A 19,744-nucleotide genomic window follows, 5' to 3' on the forward strand; every position below is an offset into this window, starting at 1 on the left:
GGTTGCCCCGGCTGTCCAGTATCTCGCGTGCGTGAATGTCGATGATCGTGCTCATCAGCGCCCTCTCAAGCGCGAGCCGTCATGGCGCAGGCTGTATCCAGCATTCGATTAGAGAAACCCCATTCATTGTCGTACCAGCTGAGAATACGAACCATGCCGCCGTCGGTCACGCGGGTCTGCTGAGTGGCAAAAATTGACGAATGCGGGTCGTGATTGAAATCGATCGAGACCAGCGGCTCATCTGTCACGGCCAGAACACCGCGCATCTCGCCCGAGGCCGCTGTACGGATGGCATCGTTGACCTCATCAATTGACACTTCACGCTTGGGCATAAAGCAAAAGTCTACCGCAGATACATTCGGCGTCGGTACCCGGATTGCCGAGCCGTCCAGCTTGCCTTTCAACTGAGGCAGAACTTCCCCCACCGCACGGGCGGCGCCTGTGGATGTCGGAATCATCGACATGGCAGCGGCGCGTGCTCGATACAGGTCCTTGTGCATTGTATCCAAAGTCGGTTGATCTCCGGTATAAGAATGCACTGTCGTCATGTATCCAGTTTCGATACCGAACGCGTCATCGAGAACCTTGGCGACCGGAGACAGACAATTGGTCGTGCAGCTTGCGTTGGACACGACAACTTCTTTGCCGGTTAAGCTGTGGTGGTTGACGCCGTACACAATGGTTTTGTCCGCGCCGGTGGCCGGAGCAGAGACCAGAACCTTTTTCGAACCGTTTCCAAGATGCTGAACAGCACTTTCGCGCTTGGTGAACAGGCCGGTGCATTCCAGGGCGACATCAACATCCTGCCAGGACAACTTGGCAGGATCACGCTCCGCACTCACGCGGATTTGGCGGCCACCTACCAACAAGGTGTTACCCTCGATTTGAATTTCCGCATCAAGCCGTCCATGGATGCTGTCATATTTCAGCAGATGGGCATTGGTGTCGACCGGCCCCAGATCGTTGATGGCAACGACCGACACGTCGTTCCGTCCCGCTTCAACCAGAGATCTCAGCACGCTGCGGCCAATGCGGCCAAATCCGTTGATGGCTACTTTTACGGTCATGTCTATTCTCCCAATTTCCTTGGTTCCCGCAGATCGAAATGCCGACTCACGAGGCGGCTCGAGCGTTAACGCTAACAATCACTATCCGGTCAAAAAGTCAACACGTACGCTCATCATAAGTGGCCTGTTTGGCGCAATTCGCGCAAATTCGAACATAATTACCTTGCGAACACACACTTATTCGCGCATTTTTGGTGTGCCATAGGAATTTCGAACATGCTGAACCAAAACCGTAAATCCGAGATCCTTCAAATCGCGCAAGACGAAGGCACAATTCGTGTTGAGGATCTTGCGCGCCGTTTTGGTGTGGCCGAACAAACGATCCGGCGGGATCTTGCGCAATTGTCTCAATCCGGTCAGCTTGAGCGCGTGCATGGAGGCGCCGTCGTATCATCGGGCCTCGGAAACCTTGACTATGTACAACGACGCAACCGAAACACCCAAGGCAAGGCCAAGATTGGGAAGGAATGCGCCCGTCATATCCCGAATGGTTCAACCATATTCATTAACATCGGCACCACGACCGAGGCAGTCGCCCGCGAGATGCTTACTCATTCAGACCTGCTTGTGGTTACCAACAGCCTGAATACCGCCAACATTCTGGCCGCAAACCCCAATATCGAGATTGTCGTTGCCGGGGGGTCGCTGCGGCGAACCGATGGTGGCTTATTGGGCAACCTGACAACGCAGGTCGTTGATCTTTTCAAGTTTGACTTTGCAATCATCAGTTGCGCAGGCATTGATGCAGACCTCGATCTGCTTGACTTCGATTTTCAGGAAGTCCGTGCAACCAAATCCATTATCCGTCAGTCGAAGTCTGCGCTTGTTGTAGCTGATAGTTCTAAATTCCTGAGATCCGCGCCGGGCCGGATCGGCAATCTTGGCGACGCAGACAAGCTGTTCACCGACGCGCCCTTGCCGCCGGAAATGAGCGCGGGACTAGGCGCATTAGAAACATCGGTAATCGTAACTGAAGCCTAAAAAAATGGCCGAACTCCACGTTGAGGAGCCCGGCCAGAATTTTGGTGATTTTGGAAAGTGGTGATCTTAGAACGACCACCTTAATCCAGCCCGAATATTCGGGCCTTGCGCAGCGTCGCCAAACTCCTGCTCAGCCGTCAGCTCCAGCGTCATGTCGGACAGAAGTTCTTTTTCGTAACCGACCAGCAAGCTTGCGCCGTTAAAGTCTGTCGACGCGAAGGTCAGTGCCTGCGACGTCGAAAAGAGGGTCACATTAGTTGAATCGTCACCGACATTCCGACGCAATACGCCGCTTAGCTGTCCAATGAGAAGGCCACCGCTGTTGAGCGACTTTTCAACCTCAACACCAAGACGAGCCTCGACGACTTCGGTCGTTGTTTCTCCGATAGTGGCGTTGGCGTTCGAACCGGTCTCAGTGTAGGCATCGTCCTGCTGGCTTGTATAACGCACGTCGCCAAAGCCCAGCAGGTCGAAATTGTCACTTACATCAAATGAGCGTTCGACGCCCAGATGCGCTGTCAGCAGGGTGCTGTCGTAGTCGGCATTTGCGTCAGGGCTGCCCGCAATCTGTCGCGAGCTGTCTGTCGACAGCCAACCGTAGCCCAACCCGGCTTCGACTGTGTAGGCACCAAACTGGCGCCCGATTGCGGCGTCCAGGTAGAAACCTGTTGTGTCAAAGTCGTTCGAGTTTTGGTCGCCATCAGCATAAAACACGCCCATACCAACGGCTACGGCCAACCCGTTTTCCAACTGGCCGGAATACCCCGCGCTGCCATTGAAAAGTGTGACGTCAGTCTCAGTGCCGATTTCGGATTCAAACTGGCGTGCTTCAGCATCGATCATAGCGAACGGACGGAACGCACCAAAGGCAGATCCCCACGCGCTGTCCAGTGATCTGCCCTGACTGACCGCCTCGGGGCGATCGAACCGCAAGGCGTTGCTAACGCTGCCGATGACGCTGCCGTAATAAGCCACGACGTCACTGTTTGGTGCGATATCGGCCCCATCCACAACCGCGTAGACGGGTACGGAACCACCGGGATCTTCAACAAACCACCCGGATCGGCCATCCGAAACAGTGGTCGTGAATGTGCCCGAGCCCGGGGCGGCATCCTCGAAATAAAATATCGCGCTGCCACCTTTTGCATCAAGATTCACGTTGTGATCCTGAACGCGCATCAGACCAGATATCTGATCCTCGGTGTCCACGTTCAACGTGCCGGTCCCAGTACCCAAGAAGATCGCATAGGCATCCCCGCCTTCGGATGAGGCAGAAATCTGACCCACATTTGTGATCACCCCATCGAAGTTTTCAAAGTACAGCCCATAGGCGTCAGCCTCAGCGCCGCCTGTCGCCGATGCCGTGATAACGCCAGTGTTCGAGAAATCCCCCTGCATGTTTTCGACCCAGACGCCAGCGGCCAGAGCCATAGCACTGGAAGTACCGTTTCGGATACCGGCAGTCGCACTCAGATGGCCTGAGTTCGAAACATCTGCAGTCACATCGTCATATAGTAGAATGGCCTGAGCCCGTATATCCGCAGAGCCTGTGGCCGAAACCGCAATGCTGCCGCTGTTTGAGACATTTCCTGTCGTGTTGTTACGGATATAGATGCCGCGGGCGCGCGCATTGTCATTTCCAACGCTTGTGGTTTCAATCACACCGGAATTCGAAAGATTGCCGTCGTACCCACCGCGCAAATAGAGTCCGCCACCATACGCCGATGCACTGGTGCCACCATCGGTTTGCACCGAGATTGAACCGGTGTTGTTTAGGTCCCCGGCCATACCGCTAGAAACATATAGACCATAGGCCGCTGCCTCGCTTGTCTGATCAGTGGCGACAGCTTGGATCGTCCCGGAGTTGTTGAAATCCCCTGTCAGCCCACCGGAGATGTAGAAACCGGCAACTGTCGCGTCAGAGTATCCTTCGCCGCGCACATTAACTGTTCCAGTGTTGTCAATGTTGCCCGTCATACCACTGCTGACGTACAGGCCGTAGGCTTCGGCTTCTTCTGTCTCGTCCGTGGCCACGGCCTCGATCGAACCGGAGTTGCTGAAATCTCCCGTCAGCCCACCGGAGATGTAATAACCGGCAACTGTCGCGGAAGAGTAGCCTTCGCCGCGTACGTTCACCGTCCCACTGTTGTCAATGCTCCCAGTCATCCCACTGCTGACGTACAAGCCGTAGGCTTCGGCTTCTTCTGTCTCGTCCGTGGCCACGGCCTGGATCGAACCGGAGTTGCTGAAATCTCCCGTCAGCCCACCGGAGATGTAATAACCGGCAACTGTCGCGGAAGAATAGCCTTCGCCGCGTACGTTCACCGTCCCACTGTTGTCAATGCTCCCGGTCATCCCACTGCTGACGTACAAGCCGTAGGCTTCAGCTTCTTCTGTCTCGTCCGTGGCCACGGCCTGGATCGTACCGGAGTTGCTGAAATCCCCTGTCAACCCACCGGAGATGTTGAAACCAGCGACTGTCGCAGAAGAGTAGCCTTCGCCGCGCACGTTCACCATTCCACTATTGTCAATGCTGCCGGTCATTCCATTGTCGACGTACAAGCCATACGCTTCGGCTTCCTCTGATCGATCAGTGGCCACGGCCTGGATCGTACCGGAGTTGCTGAAGTCGCCATCCAGCGCGCCCGAGATGTAGAAACCAGCAACTGTCGCGTCGGAGTAACCTTCGCCGCGCACATTTACCGTTCCGCTATTATCTATGCTCCCGGTCATATCGCTTCCGACGTACAAGCCGTAGGCTTCGGCTTCCGCTGATCGAACAGTGGCCACGGCCTGGATCGTACCGGAGTTGCTGAAGTCGCCATCCAGCGCGCCCGAGATGTAAAAGCCAGCAACTGTCGCCGAAGTTTCGCCCGCGCCGCGCAGATCGATCATTCCACTGCTGCCAATGTTTCCGGTCATGTCACGATTGACGTACAGACCGTAGGCCTCGGCTCCTTCTGTCTCGTCAGTTGCGATAGCTTGGATCGTACCGGAGTTGGTGAAGTTGCCGTCCAAATTGCCTGAAGTGTAGAAACCAGCAACTGTCGCGTCAGAGTAACCTTCGCCGCGCACATTAACCGTTCCGCTATTATTGATGCTCCCGGTCATATCGCCACTTACGTACAGGCCATAGGCTTCGGATTCTTCTGTCTCGTCAGTGGCGACGGCCTGGATCGTACCGGAGTTGCTAAAATCTCCCGTCAACCCACCACGGATGTAGAAACCGGCAACTGTCGCCGAAGAATACCCTTCGCCGCGCACAGTAACCGTTCCGCTATTATCGATGCTCCCGGTCATACCGCCCCTGACGTACAGGCCATAGGCTTCGGATTCTTCTGTCTCGTCAGTGGCGACGGCCTGGATCGTACCGGAGTTGCTAAAATCTCCCGTCAACCCACCACGGATGTAGAAACCGGCAACTGTCGCAGACGAATACCCATCGCCGCGCACATCGACCGTTCCACTGTTGCCAATGTTTCCGGTCATGCCACCGTCGACGTACAATCCATAGGCCTCGGCCTCATCATCGGTTGCATCGACAGCCCGTACAGTAATTGTACCGGTATTGGAGAAATTCCCGTTCAATCCGCCGCCGATTTCGATTCCTGTTGCGGTAGCTGACGAAACCGCCTGCGCAGAAACGGAAATATTGCCACTGTTTAGGATATTACCATCCATCAATCCAACGACACGGAATCCGGACGCAACAGCGCTATCGCTGGTGGAGTTTGCAACCACCGAAATCGATCCGGTGTTTGTGAAATGACCTGCCAGATCTTTGGTCAGAAAAACACCGGACGCAGAAGCATTGGATACAGCATCTGCGCGAACGTTAATGGTGCCACCATTGGAAACATCTCCGGACGCATTATCAGCGACCAACATACCCGTCGCATCAGGTACGGCCGCAAAGGGAGGCGGAGGTGGTGGGCCAAAAGACCCCGCCGAAGTCGAAGCGACATTTATCGTTCCAGTATTGGAAAATGTACCCGAATAGCCGTCACCAAGGGCAATCCCGACCGCCGTCACACTGTTTCCCCCATCCGCACGGACGTCAACGGTTCCGCTATTGGATACGTTTCCGTTGGCAAAACCAACGATGAAAACACCTGCCGCGCGTGCGGCACTCGACGACGCGTCGGCCGCGGCAGTGATTGTTCCGGAGTTGTCAAAATCCCCATTCAGAACATTTTGAAGCTGGACCCCTGCGGCAGACGCCGACGAAAATCCGGCGGCCATCGCCGAAATCGACCCACTGTTGTTCACATTGCCTGTCACGGCGCTCTGGATTCGAACCCCGGCAGCAACAGCCTGACTTGCACTATCCGTGGCCACAGCAGAGATTGTGCCGGAGTTATTCAAATCGGCGTTCAACGAGCGTTGGACTTCAATACCTACGGCAAGCAAGGATGTTGCGTCCGCGGCAATTGCCGAAATGGTGCCGCTATTTGTGATATTGCCGTCTACATCATCGACGAACAGAAATCCTAACGCCTCTGCATCGCTGGAGCCGGTTGCATTTGCGGACGCCGTAACTGTCCCCGAATTGAGTACAGAGCCCCCTGCCTCTACGCCATTCACAAAAACGGCACCAAGGGCGCTTGCATTACCACCGGATGTAACGCTGGCTGCCGCCGTGACAGTTCCGGTATTGACAAAGGCACCGGAAAAATCGCCAAGCATCAGGAAACCAAGCGCAGCGGCAGAACTTGTACTGTTTGCCGTGATATCAATTACGCCATTGTTCACGATCTGGCCGGTTGACGACAGATTCCCGTTCAAGAGCACACCAAACCCCACCGAGCTGCCCGGAGCCGGACCGGTAATGGTTCCATCGTTGGTAAAGACGCTTGTGTAGTCGGTGGCGATTTCAACGGACGGACCACCGCCCGTGGTCAGATTGACGGCCCCTGTCGATGTAATCGTATTGTCTTCGTCCACGGCGAACACGGCGCGTGTGTTTTGTGGCGCTGTAATCTCGGCAGCCGTTGCGATCCCCACAGAAAGCGCTGCAACCGATGCAGATGCTAAAAACAGCGACGGCGCGACGCTGGCCACCCGCCCTTTCCATTTCAAAACACGACCACCGCGTGCCACGCAGGACCGCGCGCGCACAACTGTACCTTTACTCATCTCCGACAACCCCTCGGATATTCTTTTGTTAATATTTTGTTAAACGATAAGTAGAGCCGAAGCTGGGCACAATTATGACCCGCGCCTAAAGCCTGAAATTTTTCAAGCTATGGCAGAGATCACACAATGCCTCTCGAATTGAGACAAAATGATCCGCAAAACCTGACGCGTGGACGACGCCGCCAGAATGCTCTAACACGTGGGGGTTATCGGGATTTGTTGCGGTCGCCAAACCCACAATCACTGCTTAAATGAGGTTACTATTATGGCAATGCAGCAGCAGGTATCGGTGCAGGACGCATTTACGCAAGCCATGTCACATTACGAGCAGGGACAGTTGCAGCAATCTGTCAATCTGTTCTCTGAAATTATTCGCGCGGCACCGCAATATGCTCCAGCGCATCACATGTTGGGGTTGATTGCTTTTCAGGCCGGACAAATTGATCCAGCTGTCAACGCCGTGACCCAGGCCGTCAAATTACAGCCGGAAAACGTGCAGTTTCTAACAAATTTTATCGAAATCCTCCGCTCGGCCGGACGCCTGGACCAGGCCCGTGAGGTTGGCGAGCGCGCGGTGCGTCTCGCCCCTGGCAGCGCGGCTGCGCATTCGAATCTGGGGTTGGTTTTTTACGATCTGAAAGATCTGGATCAGGCCCAGGCCTCGCAACAGAGGGCCGTAGCCCTTGCGCCCGAGTTTGATCGTGCCATCAACAATCTCGGCAGCATTGCACGCGACACCGGCGACCGTGAAAAAGCCGTCCAGTTTTATGAGAAAGCGCTAAGGGTCAACCCGAATTCCTCTGAAACCGCAAACAACCTTGTGTCGGTTCTGATCGAGCTTGAAAGGATCGCCGACGCCCGCAAGCTTTGCGAAGGCTTGCTTGAACAGTTTCCAAAAAATGCGGAATTGCACCGTAACTTCGGGCGCCTGTTCTCGTTGGAAAGCCAAATGGACAAGGCCGAGGCCGCATTCCGGAATGCCATTTCTCTGGACGGGAAAAAGGCGGATAGCTACGTTGGACTATCTCAGGTTCTGTTTGAAAAGAACCATCCGAAACTGGCATTGATCGAAGCCGAGCAGGCCCTGCGCTTGGACCCGGAAAATGCGGTCGCCTGCCATCAGGCCGCCTTGGTCAAAGCCCATCTTGGGGATGTGGAAGCCGCAATCAATCTGTATCACAAGGCGATCGAGCTAAAACCTGAATTGACGGCAAGCCGGCTTGCCTTGGGGCATCTTGCCCTGGAACAGGGTGACTTTGACACCGCGCGCCAGTTTTTCGAAGCCGCTGCAGAAACCAGTGACGACCAACTGAGCGCGTGGATTGCCTTGGCTCGGCTGGAAAAGATAACAGAAGACAGCCCGATCTTTCGCGCGCTTGAGGCAGAACAGCCCATGTCGAAGGCCATGTTGCCCCAAAAAGCGGTCGCTTATCATTTCGCAATGGGGGACTGCTACGAAAAACTGGGTCGCCATGATGAAGCGTTTGGAAGTTTCGCGAAGGGAGCCCAGCTCAAGCGGTCCTTGGTATCGTATGATCCGGCGGAAACCGACACATTGACCGGCGACCTGATTGCGACGTTCGACGCAACCATGATCGAACGGCTGCATGCTTGCGCCAATTCCGATGCCACTCCGATTTTCGTGGTCGGAATGCCGCGTTCCGGTACCACGCTGACGGAATCCATTCTGAATGCGCACCCGGACGTTATTGGTGCCGGAGAATTGAACGACCTCCAGAACTTGTTCGGTAGGATGGATGACGGATCGTCAAACGTGCCTCTCTCCGTTAGGTCGATGTCTGACAGCACGTTGACACGACGTGCGGAAGACTACCTTGACGCCTTGAAATCACACGGCCCGGACGCGCGGCATGTGGTCGACAAAATGCCTGCGAATTTCCAAATGATCGGATTAATTCATGGCATTTTCCCCAATGCAAAGATCATTCACATTGCCCGCCACCCGCTTGATACATGCCTTTCGTGCTACACTCGTTTGTTCGAGCGCAGTCAGCTGCATAGCTACGACCAAGTCGAATTGGGTCAATATTTCAACAATTACGTGCGCGTCATGAACCATTGGAAGGAAACGCTACCGCAGGGAGCATTCCATTCGATTCGATATGAAGACTTGGTCGATGACATCGAGACCGTGGCACGCGGGATCATCGAGTATTGCGGCCTGGACTGGACCGATTCCTGTCTGGAGTTCCACTCGGCCAAGAGACGGGTGCGTACAGCCAGCGTACAGCAGGTTCGCCAACCGCTTTATTCTTCGTCGAAAGCAAAATGGCGTCGGTACGAGGCACACTTGCAGCCGCTGATCGAAACCATCGGTTCAAATCAGATATTGTTCTGACAATCCGCCGCGACCCGTTCACCCGGCTACGTCGGCCTCACCAATACTACTAGGGACAGAGGCTGGCGTGAATTGTGGATATACGTAGGTTTGGTGTCAGCTTGGCTGTTGCGTGCGGAAATGCTGTTGAACACTTGTTTGTGCTGCTTCCCCGAACAGATCCAGGCAGAGTTCGATTTGCGAGATTTACGCTGCTGCGCCCACTCCGATTGTCGCCGAACGATGCGGGCATGATCTCGACCGCCCCGCTTGTTAACTTGAAGGATGCCACCGTTTCGCACTCGGTTCGCAAACGCCCAAGCAATCGACGGCGCGTGCTGCAATTTGGTCGATGATATCGGTCAGGTCGCGCGGCCCGAGATAAAAGGCGGGAACCGGCGGCATGATCACTGCGCCCATTTCTGTCGCGGCGGTCATGTTCCGCAAATGAGCCAGAGTCAGCGGCGCTTCCCGAGTCAACAAAATCAGACGTCTGCGCTCCTTAAGCTGCACACTTGCCGCGCGTGTAAGCAGGTTGTCGTCCAATCCTAGCGAGATTGCAGCAAGCGTTCGCATTGAACACGGCGCAACAATCATACCGGCCACCGGAACCGACCCTGACGCAATACTGGCACCGACGTCGGCGGTCGCGTGGTGGCGGGTTACCAGATCGCGCAGTTCGTCAATTGCGCCCGCGCCGCACTCCTGCGCAAGCGTTAAGTTGGCCGCAGGGCTGACAACAAGGTCGATCTCGATGCCCTGCGAGGCCAACTTTCGCGCCACAGCAAGGCTGAGCGCCGCGCCGGACGCACCGGAAACCCCCAAAATGACTCGTGCATCTGTCATCGGTTCAGCTCCGGTAATAGCTTATCCAGCAGATCGGTCGCAAAGGCGCTGTCCGCGTCCGAGGTCTGCATAACCTCCCCCCATTCCCGGCTCGTTTCGCTGCCGATCTTGGTGGTAGCGTCAATGCCCATTTTACCGGCCAATCCAGGCTGAGGAGAAGCAAAGTCGAGATAGTCCATCGGGGTGTTTTCCAGTAGCATCACATCGCGAACGGGATCCATGCGTGTCGCCAATGCCCAGGCAATATCATCCCAATTTCTGGGGTTAATGTCCGAATCCACGGCGACAATCATCTTGGTGTAGCTAAACTGCGGCAACATCCCCCAAAGCGCCATCATCACGCGGCGCGCCTGTCCGGGATACCGCTTATCGATGCTGACGACGGCGATGCGGTATGAACAGGCAGCAGGCGGCAGCCAGAGATCGCGAACCTCGGGTATTTGGGCTCGGATTGTTGGCCGAGCGAGTTTGTTGAACACCTCTCCGATGATCGCAGGTTCATCTGGTGGGCGACCGGTATAAGTGGACAGATACAAAGGCGCGTCGCGGTGTGTCAGCGCACTGACATGCATGACAGGAAATGGCTCTGCCGGGTTGTAATATCCGGTGTGGTCACCAAACGGGCCTTCGGGTGCGGTTTCGTTGGGGGAGACCCAGCCTTCCAACACGATCTCAGCGTCTGCGGGAACCAACAGAGGCACCGTTTTGGCAGGCACAAGCCGGGGGCGAGCGCCGTTCAGAGCCCCCGCAAATGTCAGTTCGGATACGGCTTCGGGCAGAGGCAGCGCTGCCGACAGAAGGGTCGCGGGGTTTGCACCCAGAACGATTGCCACGGGCATCTTCTCATTTCGCTTAACCCAGCTCCGATGGTGCGCGGCCCCTCCGCGATGCTGCAGCCAGCGCATGATCAAGCGGTTCTGACTAAGGACCTGAACACGATAAACGCCAGCATTGTAGCTTCCGACGTTATCCGGCTCACTGTCGTAGGGCCGCGTTACAACCACGGGCCAGGTGATGAGTGGGCCCGCGTCGCCCGGCCAGTGTGTCTGAACAGGCAGCGCGCGCAAGTCCACGCCAGCGCCACTGTGGATGACACTTTGAACCGGTGCCGATTTGACAACTTTCGGCCGCGTCGCAAGAGCTGCTTTCAGCATCGGCCATCGTGACAGCGCGTCACGCAGTCCGTCAGGTGGTTCCGGGGCTCGGAGGGCGGCCAGAAATTCCCCAAGGTCGTCCAGACCTTCAATCGAAACACCAAGCCCGGCGGCGACACGCTCGGCAGTGCCGAAGAGGTTCACAACGACAGGAATGTCCGATCGACCGCCCGGGCCATTCATTGGCTGATCGAACTGCAGAACCGGTCCATTCGCCTCTAGCACGGCACGATGGACGGCGGTCATCTGATGGCGCACTGAAACCGGGTCATGCACAGCTTTGAACTGCCCGGTCTCCTGGCACCAGGCAAGGAAATGCCGAAGACTGGGATATGGTGGGAAATTTCGAATGGGTCTGCTCCGGCGATCTTCCCTTTCCCCTAACAGCGGAACTGCAGGCCACACTTGACAACGGTCAATTCGCCGAGACCGCATGCAGCCTAGGAAAGCAGCGTGCACAAATTCGTTGAGGCTGCAGGAGGTCTGTTTGTCCGATCCTCAAAACCTGATACCGCATTGCCCAGCCGCACTGGCGGCGGCGCTGCGGGTTATTCCACTCGCGCCGCTGTCCCTGTCTCTGACTGCGTTTTCCCGCAAAATCGCAAAGAACAATCCCGGCATGTTCAACCGTCTCGGTGAATATGGCCGGACCGACTTTGTTCTCGATCCGACCGATCTGCCAATCGTCCTTTGCCTTAATCCAAATGGCGGTCTGCCCACTGTCAAACTCACCCGACGGCAGGCTGAAGGCGCCGCTCGAATTTCCGGCCCCCTGGCTGCGTTGCTTGGATTGGTTCACGGTGCATTTGATGGCGACGCCCTGTTTTTCTCGCGCGATCTTGTGATCGAAGGCGACACCAGTGCAGCACTGGCCTTGCGCAACGCAATAGACGATGCGGAACTGGATCTTGCGCAGGAGGCGGCAGCGCTGTCGGGACCATTCGCGCGCCCGGTTCAGCAGTTGATTGCCCTTGCAGAGCGCCAGACGGGGCTGTGTCTGACCCGACCAGAGGATGCCGTAATATGGTGATGGAAATTGTTTGCCCGGCCGGGACGCCTGCCGCACTGCGTGCAGCTGTCAAAGCGGGCGCGCATACTGTCTATTGTGGCTTCAATGACGAAACCAACGCGCGCAACTTTCCCGGCCTGAATTTCGACCGGGCTGAAATGCGCGAAGGCGTGGCCTTTGCCCATTCACATGGCGCCAAAGTGCTTGTCGCCATAAACACTTTTCCCCGCGCCGGTGATGAGGCGATCTGGCACCGCGCAGTTGGCGATGCCGAAACTTGCGGCGCAGATGCGGTGATCCTGGCCGATCTGGGGTTGCTGGACTACACGGCGCGCAACCACCCCGGATTGCGTCGACACCTTTCGGTGCAGGCGGCGGCAGCGAATGCCGATGCCGTCAATTTTTACGCCAACACCTTTGGTGTCAAACGGGTGGTTCTACCCCGCGTCTTGTCAGTGCCCGAGATTGCCGCAATCAACTCTGAAACCGAGGTAGAGACCGAAGTGTTTGTCTTTGGCGGCCTCTGCGTGATGGCCGAGGGCCGATGCTCGTTGTCCTCCTATGCTACTGGTTTGTCGCCCAATATGAACGGTGTCTGCTCGCCGGCCAGTCATGTGGAATACAGCGAAGATCAGGGTGTTCTGGATGCCCGGCTTGGCGGCTATCTCATCCACCGGGTCGAGAAAGGGCAGCCCGCGCCCTACCCCACGCTATGCAAAGGGTGTTTCTCGGCAGGTGACAAGACCGGCCACCTTTTCGAAGATCCCGTCAGCCTGAACGCCGAAAGGCTGATCCCGCAATTGCAGAAGGCCGGGGTCACAGCCTTGAAAATCGAAGGTCGGCAACGGTCGAAATCATATGTCGCGCAAGTTGTGCGGAATTTCCGCGCAGCTGTTGATGCGTTGGAAGCGGGCCAGCCAATGCCCGAAGGCATGCTGGCGCGTTTGTCCGAAGGTCAGGCCATGACCACCGGCGCCTACAAAAAGACGTGGAGATAGGGCGATGGAACTGACAGTTGGACCCAACCAATTCTTTTGGCCTGCCGATACTTGGAGTGGCTTCTATGATGATCTGACCCAGTCCCCGGTAGACCGTGTTGTGATCGGGGAACTCGTTTGTTCAAAACGATTACCATTTTATCAGGATCGTATCCCCGAAGCGATTTCCAAGCTGGTTGAGGCCGGCAAGGACGTTGCCCTGACCAGCCTCGCCCTGGTGACGTTAAAGCGCGAACGCAAGCTGACTGCCGAACTGGCGGAAATGGGTGTCACGGTTGAAATCAACGACCTGACGGCAATGGCGTACCTGCCCGAAAACGCTGAGTTTACGGTCGGTCCCTTGGTGAACGTTTATAATGAGGGCACGTTAAAATGGCTGGCGTCCCGCGGCGCAAAACGCGTTTGCCTACCCCCGGAACTACCTCTGGGTTCGGTTGAAACACTTGTAAATGCAGCCACTGGTCTGGGCGTCGCGATAGAAGTCTGGGGGCATGGGCGCCTGCCACTGGCCATCTCCGGGCGGTGTTATCACGCGCGCCTGCATGGGCGCACCAAAGACAATTGCCAGTTCGCCTGCGAAGATGATCCCGACGGTCTGGACGTGCTCACCCGAGACGGCAAGCCGTTCATGGCGATGAATGGAGTGCAAACTCTGTCGGGCAGTTATGCCTGTACCGATCATCAAATCGAGCTGCTGCGCTCGGTCGGTGTCTCGGCCCTGCGCCTGTCGCCGCAATCGCACGGGTTCATGCAGCTGTGTAAGCTTTATCGCCAACGCGTTGACCAGAACCTGACCCCAGGGGAATTGGCGAAAGAGGTCCTCTCTTCTGATGCCGATATTCGCCTAAGCGATGGGTTTCTGTCCGGCGCATACGGTGCAGAGTGGTCCGGCAGCTAAAACCCGTGGCTGCGGCATCGGGCGACAACAGGTTCTTTCGAAACTTCTGGGAAGCACCGCATCGCCCGCTATTCTCGGCTGCCATTTTGTGCGCTCTGCTCACTATAGCCTGGTGGCCGCTGGGAGTTCACCTTGGCCTACCCGGGCCAGGTTTTGACCCCATAGTCATCTGGCATGTTCATGAACTAATCTTCGGTTTTGCCGCAGCCGCAATCGGAGGTTACCTGCTTACGGCGCTTCCGTCCTGGACGGGAAAGCCGCCCATTCGTGGGCGCGTTTTAAAAGCGCTGTTGTTTTTTTGGGTTTCCGCGCGCCTGGCATTGGCTCTGGCTTCCCATGTTCCAACTACATTGCTTATCTCGCTCAATGCTGGGTATTTTCTGCTGCTGGCCGGGATCATCGGCGCTCAGTTGCTGTCAACCGGCATTTACAACAAACTCGGATTCTTGTTCGCAATACTCGGTCTTGGTGCGGGCGAGGCCCTGTTTCTGCGAGCCGCCCTGGCTGGGTCGCCTTGGGTCAGCCTGACAATGGCTCAAACCCTGCTGATCGGTATCGTCATGCTTATGGCCAGCGTTGGAATGAAGGCAATCCCCGCCTTCACTTACAACTGGCTTGCGCTAAACCGGCGCGAAATCCGAGTACGCCGGGATTCGACACAATTGAGAGCTCTGGTGCACGTACTGTTAGGAATAACGATCGTTGCCAAACTGATCGGTCTTCATGCTACGGCTAATATTGCGATGGTTGCCGCTGCGCTGGCATTGCTGATTGTCATGTGCGGATGGCAAAGCATCTCAGCACTTTCCAATCCCTTATTGGCCGCCTTGCACCTTGCATTCTTCTGGCTACCAATTGGCTTGATGTTAGTTGGAGTTGCGAGCTTTTCACCTGCAGCATACCCAATAAATGACGCGATTCACGCCATCACAATCGGAGGAATGTCGGGACTTATAATGGCAATTTCCGGGAGAGCGGCAGCTCAAACTCCGGATGGTACAATGCAAGCCACGTTGGGTTTCACGACTGGCTTCCTGCTAAATTGGATCGCGACCTGGATCCGTCTGGCTGCGCCTTTCTTTACTGAATCACCGATGGTGGCGACGGCAGCAGCAATGTGGTGCTTGGGTTGGGTAGCGTTTGCGGTTGGTTTCTTACCGGCATTGACCCGGCCCTTGCATCGCCCGGTTCTCAGCGGCAAACGCCATCCGGAGTAGGCAGAGCGCGTTACGCAAGAAGATCACATTTTCTAGCCATATTGACATCATAGGTATACAATAGGCGCAACAACCAATTCACGCTGAAAGTCTGTCCGTTTCGATGGTTCGTGAGGTTGGCCAATTGGCACCGCAGACCAAAAAAACCTCAATCAAGCGGCTGGAAACTTCGCAACAAATTCCCATGAAAACTACCATTGTCAACGTATGGTGCAAGGTGAGTGACCGCGACAAAATGGTACTGGAATCTTCTGATTGTTCCAACATATACAGCGGCTTAGGGTACGGTAGTTCGTCTTAGAGTTGTGTATTCTTGCCCTCTCCAGAAAACGCACTCCATCACAAAACGATGGGGCAAAATAAGATACTAACCGGCAATCCCGGAGACCCTGTGATGTTAAGAAACGTGCTTGCGATCGCTTTGCTGCTGACTGCTCCGACCAACCTGTTTGGGCAATCCACGTCGGAACCCGCGGAGTTCGCAGCACAGGCTGCAAACCGGATAAACATCGCAGGACGCCAGCGGATGTTGTCGCAGCGCATGGCAAAAGCGGCCTGCCTGATGGCGCAGGACATCGGCACAACGACGGCTTTTGATCAGCTGACCCAAGCGCACAGCTTGTTCATCCGTTCAGATAGCGCTTTGCGCAGCGGAGACCCAGAGCTGGGACTTGCCCCGGAAGAATTCAGCGCTGTTCTTGGGGCGCTGGAAGAGATCGACCCTCATTGGACAATCTATCGGGGCATCGTTGATGTCGGGATCGAGAACGCCACAATTGAAAGGGCAGATCTTGAAGTCCTTGATAACGCCAGCCTCAACGTACTCGCATTTATGAATGCAGCGGTCTACGCCACCGCTCAAGCCTATGCTTCTGCAACTCCGGAAGTCCCGCTTGGCCTGGCGATGACAATCGATGTTGCCGGGCGCCAGCGGATGTTGACGCAGAAGGCCGTGAAAGAAGCCTGTTTAATGCGGGTTGCAACCGATCCCGCTGTGCAAGCCACACGACTGACCGAGACAATTGAGTTGTTTGACTACTCCCTTGTGGCTTTGCTGGAAGGTTTCCCCGCTGCAGGCGTTATTCCCCCGTCCAACCCAGAGCTGTCCCGCAAACTGAGAGAAGTGGCAGACCTCTGGGGGCCTGTGAAAAAAATTCTCGATCGCACGGTCGCCAGCGAACGTCTGACGGACAGGGAGCTTTCAACTCTTGCAAGGGAGACAGAACCGCTTCTGCGCAAGATGAACGAAGCCGTCATTATGTACAGATAACCAACACAAAACGACCTGAGACAGCCACGTCTCAGTATATAAGGATACCAAAATGATCAGAATGGTTCTGACCGCATCGCTCTTGGTCTGCGCAACAATTGCACCCCAGACCCTGACTGCACAGGACAGTGAAAATGTTGATCAGGTAACACATCGGGTAAATATCGCCGGGCGTCAGCGAATGCTGACCCAGCGCATTACCAAAGCCGCTTGCCTGATGGCGCGGGATGTCGGGTTCACGACGTCATTTGACCAAATGACCCAAGCCTATGATCTGTTTCTGCAATCCGACAATGGACTGCGAAACGGGGACCCGGATCTGGGTCTGGACGCCGAGAACAATGACACAGTCACCAAGGCGCTCGGGGCGATTGATTCTCATTGGGCCGCTTATAAACCGATCATAGAAACCGGTATTGACAACGCCACTATCGCCAGTGCCGAGCTGGATGCGCTCGATACTGCAAGCCTGCGGGTTCTGAAATTTATGAATATCGCTGTCTATAAAATGGCGCGTGCCTATGCTTCTGAAACGGCTTCTGTCTCTCTGAATCTGGCGATCACCGTTGATATCGCGGGGCGCCAGCGCATGTTGACCCAAAAAGCAGTGAAAGAAGCCTGTCTGATGCAGGCTGCAGAAGATCCGTCTGAGCAGGCGGCGCGTTTGGCCGATACTGTCGAACTTTTTGATACCTCTCTGTCAGCGCTGCAGGACGGATTTGCGGATATTGGCGTCATTGCACCGCCCACACAGGAAATCGCCCGCAAACTTCGCGAAGTCGAAGAGCTGTGGAATCCGGTGAAGGGTCTGCTGGACCGCGCCGTGAACGGAGAAGTGCTGTCAGATCGCGATCTGGCTGTTCTTGCACGCGACAGTGAACCGTTGCTTCAGCGCATGAATGAGGCGGTCGCCCTTTACACAACGCAATCCTCTTCGAGCTGAAGGTATCCATCGGAAGGCTGCCGTGGGCACGGCCCAACCCCCGGCTCTCCGGTCCTTCAGCGAATACACCAGGCGAAATTGGAGTAAATTCAGATGTCTCATGCTTCCTGGCTTTCAAAATCAATCCTGGCACAGAATTCCAGGCACCTGTTTGTAACCGCCTGCATGTTCGCATCTGCTTTTGCCTTGGAAACTAATGCGCAAACGACAAAAGAAGTCGAACTAACCACGCATGACGGTGGCACAAGTGTCCGCGGAGTAATACTCGAATATGACGGGGCTACTTATGTTCTGCAGACAGAGCTGGGAAAGCTGACACTTTATGCGGCGATGCTAACATGTTCTGGTGCGGGCTGCCCCGGTGCTGACGGGACTATCGCGGAAGAGGAGCCAGAGAAAGAGGTTGTCGACACGCGGGTCACACTCGTTTCCCGGAGCGACGATACAGAGGTTGTGGGCGAGCTGGTTGACTATAGCGACCGCTATTTCGTCGTTGAAACGCCCCTCGGCAGCTTCCAGCTTTCCACAGACCGGGTTGATTGCGTTGGCACAGCCTGCCCAGATCTGAATCTCTATGATCCAAGGGTCGCTGTTCTTGGTGGAACAAATGCCATTGAATCCATGATGCCGGCGCTGCTGAGCGCATATGCGCGTGAGCGGGGGCTTCGGTATTTGGTTGAAGAACAACCCCAAGGTCGTTTCGTCGTCACTCTTCTAAGCGGCGAAGATGGTTCTGTTGTAGCCGAAATCGACATGCAGCCTTCCAGCACAACCGAGTCCGTCTTCGCCCCGGATATCATGATTACAGACCAGCGGATCAAAACAGCCGCGGGTACAGAGCGGGAGTTTATGCTTGCACTTGATAGCCGCGTTCTGATTACCGGCGACAAAAACCCTGTTCGCGACTTAAGTATTGAGGAAATCGCCAGCATTCTGTCCGGTGATCTGCGCTCCTGGGAAAACTTGGGTGGAGGAAGTTCGCCGGTTACGTTGCATTTGCTGGAAGGGGATACACCGGCGCTCTTTTATCAGAAGACCTCCAGCAACCCCGATGGTCCCTTGGCAGCGGATACGGTGTTTCACCCCAATGCGCAGGATCTGATCAACTCAGTCCGGGCAGACCACACGGCGCTCGGTCTACTCGATCGCGTGCAGGTGCAGCGTAGCGGGGCGGATATGATGTCCATTCGAAAAGCCTGTGGTCTCATGTCCGAACCTTCCGATTTCGATATGAAAATCGACAACTATCCGCTGTCGCGCCCAGTCATTGCGTATGCAGCAGATGAAGATCTGCACCCGGTTGCCGAAGATTTCTTGCAATGGACTCAGACAGATGCCGCACAACCCGTGCTGGAAGATACAGGGCTTGCCAGCGCCCGGCTTCAGCGTATGAAAATCCAAGATATGGGCATAGCCCTGATCCATGCTGCTGCCGTAGAACCGGACTTCAGCGGCGAGGAGTTTTCGTCAATGATGCGCGAGTTGCGTCGTGCCGACCGTCTTTCGATCACCTTCCGCTTTGAAAATGCCTCTAGCACTTTGGACGCGGAGTCGGTGCTGAATATCCGGGATCTGGCAAACCGGCTGCGCAACAGCGAATTTGACGGGCTGGAACTTCTGCTTGTCGGATTTGCGGATAGCGTAGGCGATGCAGGACAGAATACGCGTCTTGCACAACAACGAGCAGAGGCTGTTCGGGGCGTACTTGCAAGTGAGTTTGCCGCCGATGGCCTGAGCCAGTTCAACATTCAGTCGCTGAGTTTCGGTGAACAGATGCCGCTTGACTGCAATGACACGGAAGAGGGCCGCGCCAGCAACCGCCGCGTTGAAGTCTGGGTCCGGGTACCTGAGAACACCTAACGAGGAACGTTCTCGTCGTCCTAGGCG

Annotated in this window: 13 protein-coding genes; 9 read left to right on the top strand and 4 right to left on the bottom strand. The window is 55.8% G+C overall.

All coding sequences use genetic code 11. The features are described 5' to 3' along the window. Positions 1–65: 65 nt before the first annotated feature. On the bottom strand, positions 66–1,067 hold the full coding sequence (gene gap / locus AC2TCY_RS20220) for a type I glyceraldehyde-3-phosphate dehydrogenase (RefSeq protein ID WP_480850212.1): 1,002 nt from the start codon (positions 1,065–1,067) through the stop codon (positions 66–68). Between the two features lie 216 nt (positions 1,068–1,283). Here gap and AC2TCY_RS20225 point away from each other — a divergent pair, with 216 nt between their 5' ends. Continuing rightward, on the top strand, positions 1,284–2,048 hold the full coding sequence (locus AC2TCY_RS20225) for a DeoR/GlpR family DNA-binding transcription regulator (RefSeq protein WP_480850214.1): 765 nt from the start codon (positions 1,284–1,286) through the stop codon (positions 2,046–2,048). A 66-nt stretch (positions 2,049–2,114) separates the two neighbouring features. Here the strand turns inward: AC2TCY_RS20225 and AC2TCY_RS20230 are convergent, their stop codons facing one another. Continuing rightward, positions 2,115–7,184 carry a hypothetical protein gene (locus tag AC2TCY_RS20230; protein WP_480850216.1) on the bottom strand — a complete coding sequence of 1,690 codons (5,070 nt, stop codon included), beginning with the start codon at positions 7,182–7,184 and terminating at the stop codon, positions 2,115–2,117. Between the two features lie 265 nt (positions 7,185–7,449). Between AC2TCY_RS20230 and AC2TCY_RS20235 the strand changes: the two genes are divergently transcribed. Continuing rightward, the gene (locus tag AC2TCY_RS20235; RefSeq protein ID WP_480850218.1) at positions 7,450–9,543 is read left to right on the top strand and encodes a tetratricopeptide repeat-containing sulfotransferase family protein; all 2,094 of its coding nucleotides are present in this window, start codon (positions 7,450–7,452) and stop codon (positions 9,541–9,543) included. A gap of 252 nt (positions 9,544–9,795) precedes the next feature. On the opposite strand, the gene AC2TCY_RS20240 is transcribed toward AC2TCY_RS20235, so the two are convergent. Continuing rightward, positions 9,796–10,368: a UbiX family flavin prenyltransferase gene (locus AC2TCY_RS20240; protein WP_480850220.1), complete on the bottom strand. Its 573-nt coding sequence runs from the start codon at positions 10,366–10,368 to the stop codon at positions 9,796–9,798. Further along, a complete protein-coding gene (locus tag AC2TCY_RS20245; RefSeq protein ID WP_480850345.1) occupies positions 10,365–11,873 on the bottom strand; it encodes a UbiD family decarboxylase in 1,509 nt (502 codons plus the stop codon). The genes AC2TCY_RS20240 and AC2TCY_RS20245 overlap by 4 nt, the downstream gene beginning before the upstream one ends. Before the next feature lie 136 nt (positions 11,874–12,009). Here AC2TCY_RS20245 and ubiT point away from each other — a divergent pair, with 136 nt between their 5' ends. The 7 genes from ubiT (at position 12,010) to AC2TCY_RS20280 (ending at position 19,717) form a co-directional block, all read left to right on the top strand. After that, positions 12,010–12,552, top strand: a complete 543-nt coding sequence (gene ubiT / locus AC2TCY_RS20250) for a ubiquinone anaerobic biosynthesis accessory factor UbiT (protein WP_480850222.1) — start codon at positions 12,010–12,012, stop codon at positions 12,550–12,552. Next, positions 12,552–13,529: a ubiquinone anaerobic biosynthesis protein UbiU gene (gene ubiU / locus AC2TCY_RS20255; RefSeq protein ID WP_480850346.1), complete on the top strand. Its 978-nt coding sequence runs from the start codon at positions 12,552–12,554 to the stop codon at positions 13,527–13,529. The genes ubiT and ubiU overlap by 1 nt, the downstream gene beginning before the upstream one ends. A gap of 4 nt (positions 13,530–13,533) precedes the next feature. Next, positions 13,534–14,427 (top strand): ubiquinone anaerobic biosynthesis protein UbiV, encoded by an 894-nt coding sequence (gene ubiV / locus AC2TCY_RS20260; protein WP_480850223.1) that lies wholly within the window; start codon positions 13,534–13,536, stop codon positions 14,425–14,427. 5 nt (positions 14,428–14,432) lie between these two features. Then, entirely contained in the window at positions 14,433–15,644 is a 1,212-nt protein-coding gene (locus tag AC2TCY_RS20265; protein WP_480850225.1) for an NnrS family protein, read from the top strand. A 394-nt stretch (positions 15,645–16,038) separates the two neighbouring features. After that, positions 16,039–16,914 carry a type IV pili methyl-accepting chemotaxis transducer N-terminal domain-containing protein gene (locus tag AC2TCY_RS20270; RefSeq protein ID WP_480850226.1) on the top strand — a complete coding sequence of 292 codons (876 nt, stop codon included), beginning with the start codon at positions 16,039–16,041 and terminating at the stop codon, positions 16,912–16,914. Between the two features lie 52 nt (positions 16,915–16,966). Next, the gene (locus tag AC2TCY_RS20275) at positions 16,967–17,857 is read left to right on the top strand and encodes a type IV pili methyl-accepting chemotaxis transducer N-terminal domain-containing protein (protein ID WP_480850228.1); all 891 of its coding nucleotides are present in this window, start codon (positions 16,967–16,969) and stop codon (positions 17,855–17,857) included. Positions 17,858–17,950: 93 nt separating this feature from the next. Beyond that, a complete protein-coding gene (locus AC2TCY_RS20280; protein WP_480850230.1) occupies positions 17,951–19,717 on the top strand; it encodes an OmpA family protein in 1,767 nt (588 codons plus the stop codon). The last annotated feature ends 27 nt before the right edge of the window (positions 19,718–19,744 follow it).

Source organism: Ruegeria sp. HKCCD7181 (genome assembly GCF_057221055.1).

Bases quoted from the DNA above. Each gene is read 5' to 3' on its own strand.
- gap (WP_480850212.1), bottom strand. From the start codon at position 1,067: ATGACCGTAAAAGTAGCCATCAACGGATTTGGCCGCATTGGCCGCAGC.
- AC2TCY_RS20225 (WP_480850214.1), top strand. From the start codon at position 1,284: ATGCTGAACCAAAACCGTAAATCCGAGATCCTTCAAATCGCGCAAGAC.
- AC2TCY_RS20230 (WP_480850216.1), bottom strand. From the start codon at position 7,184: ATGAGTAAAGGTACAGTTGTGCGCGCGCGGTCCTGCGTGGCACGCGGT.
- AC2TCY_RS20235 (WP_480850218.1), top strand. From the start codon at position 7,450: ATGGCAATGCAGCAGCAGGTATCGGTGCAGGACGCATTTACGCAAGCC.
- AC2TCY_RS20240 (WP_480850220.1), bottom strand. From the start codon at position 10,368: ATGACAGATGCACGAGTCATTTTGGGGGTTTCCGGTGCGTCCGGCGCG.
- ubiU (WP_480850346.1), top strand. From the start codon at position 12,552: ATGGAAATTGTTTGCCCGGCCGGGACGCCTGCCGCACTGCGTGCAGCT.
- ubiV (WP_480850223.1), top strand. From the start codon at position 13,534: ATGGAACTGACAGTTGGACCCAACCAATTCTTTTGGCCTGCCGATACT.
- AC2TCY_RS20270 (WP_480850226.1), top strand. From the start codon at position 16,039: ATGTTAAGAAACGTGCTTGCGATCGCTTTGCTGCTGACTGCTCCGACC.
- AC2TCY_RS20275 (WP_480850228.1), top strand. From the start codon at position 16,967: ATGATCAGAATGGTTCTGACCGCATCGCTCTTGGTCTGCGCAACAATT.
- AC2TCY_RS20280 (WP_480850230.1), top strand. From the start codon at position 17,951: ATGTCTCATGCTTCCTGGCTTTCAAAATCAATCCTGGCACAGAATTCC.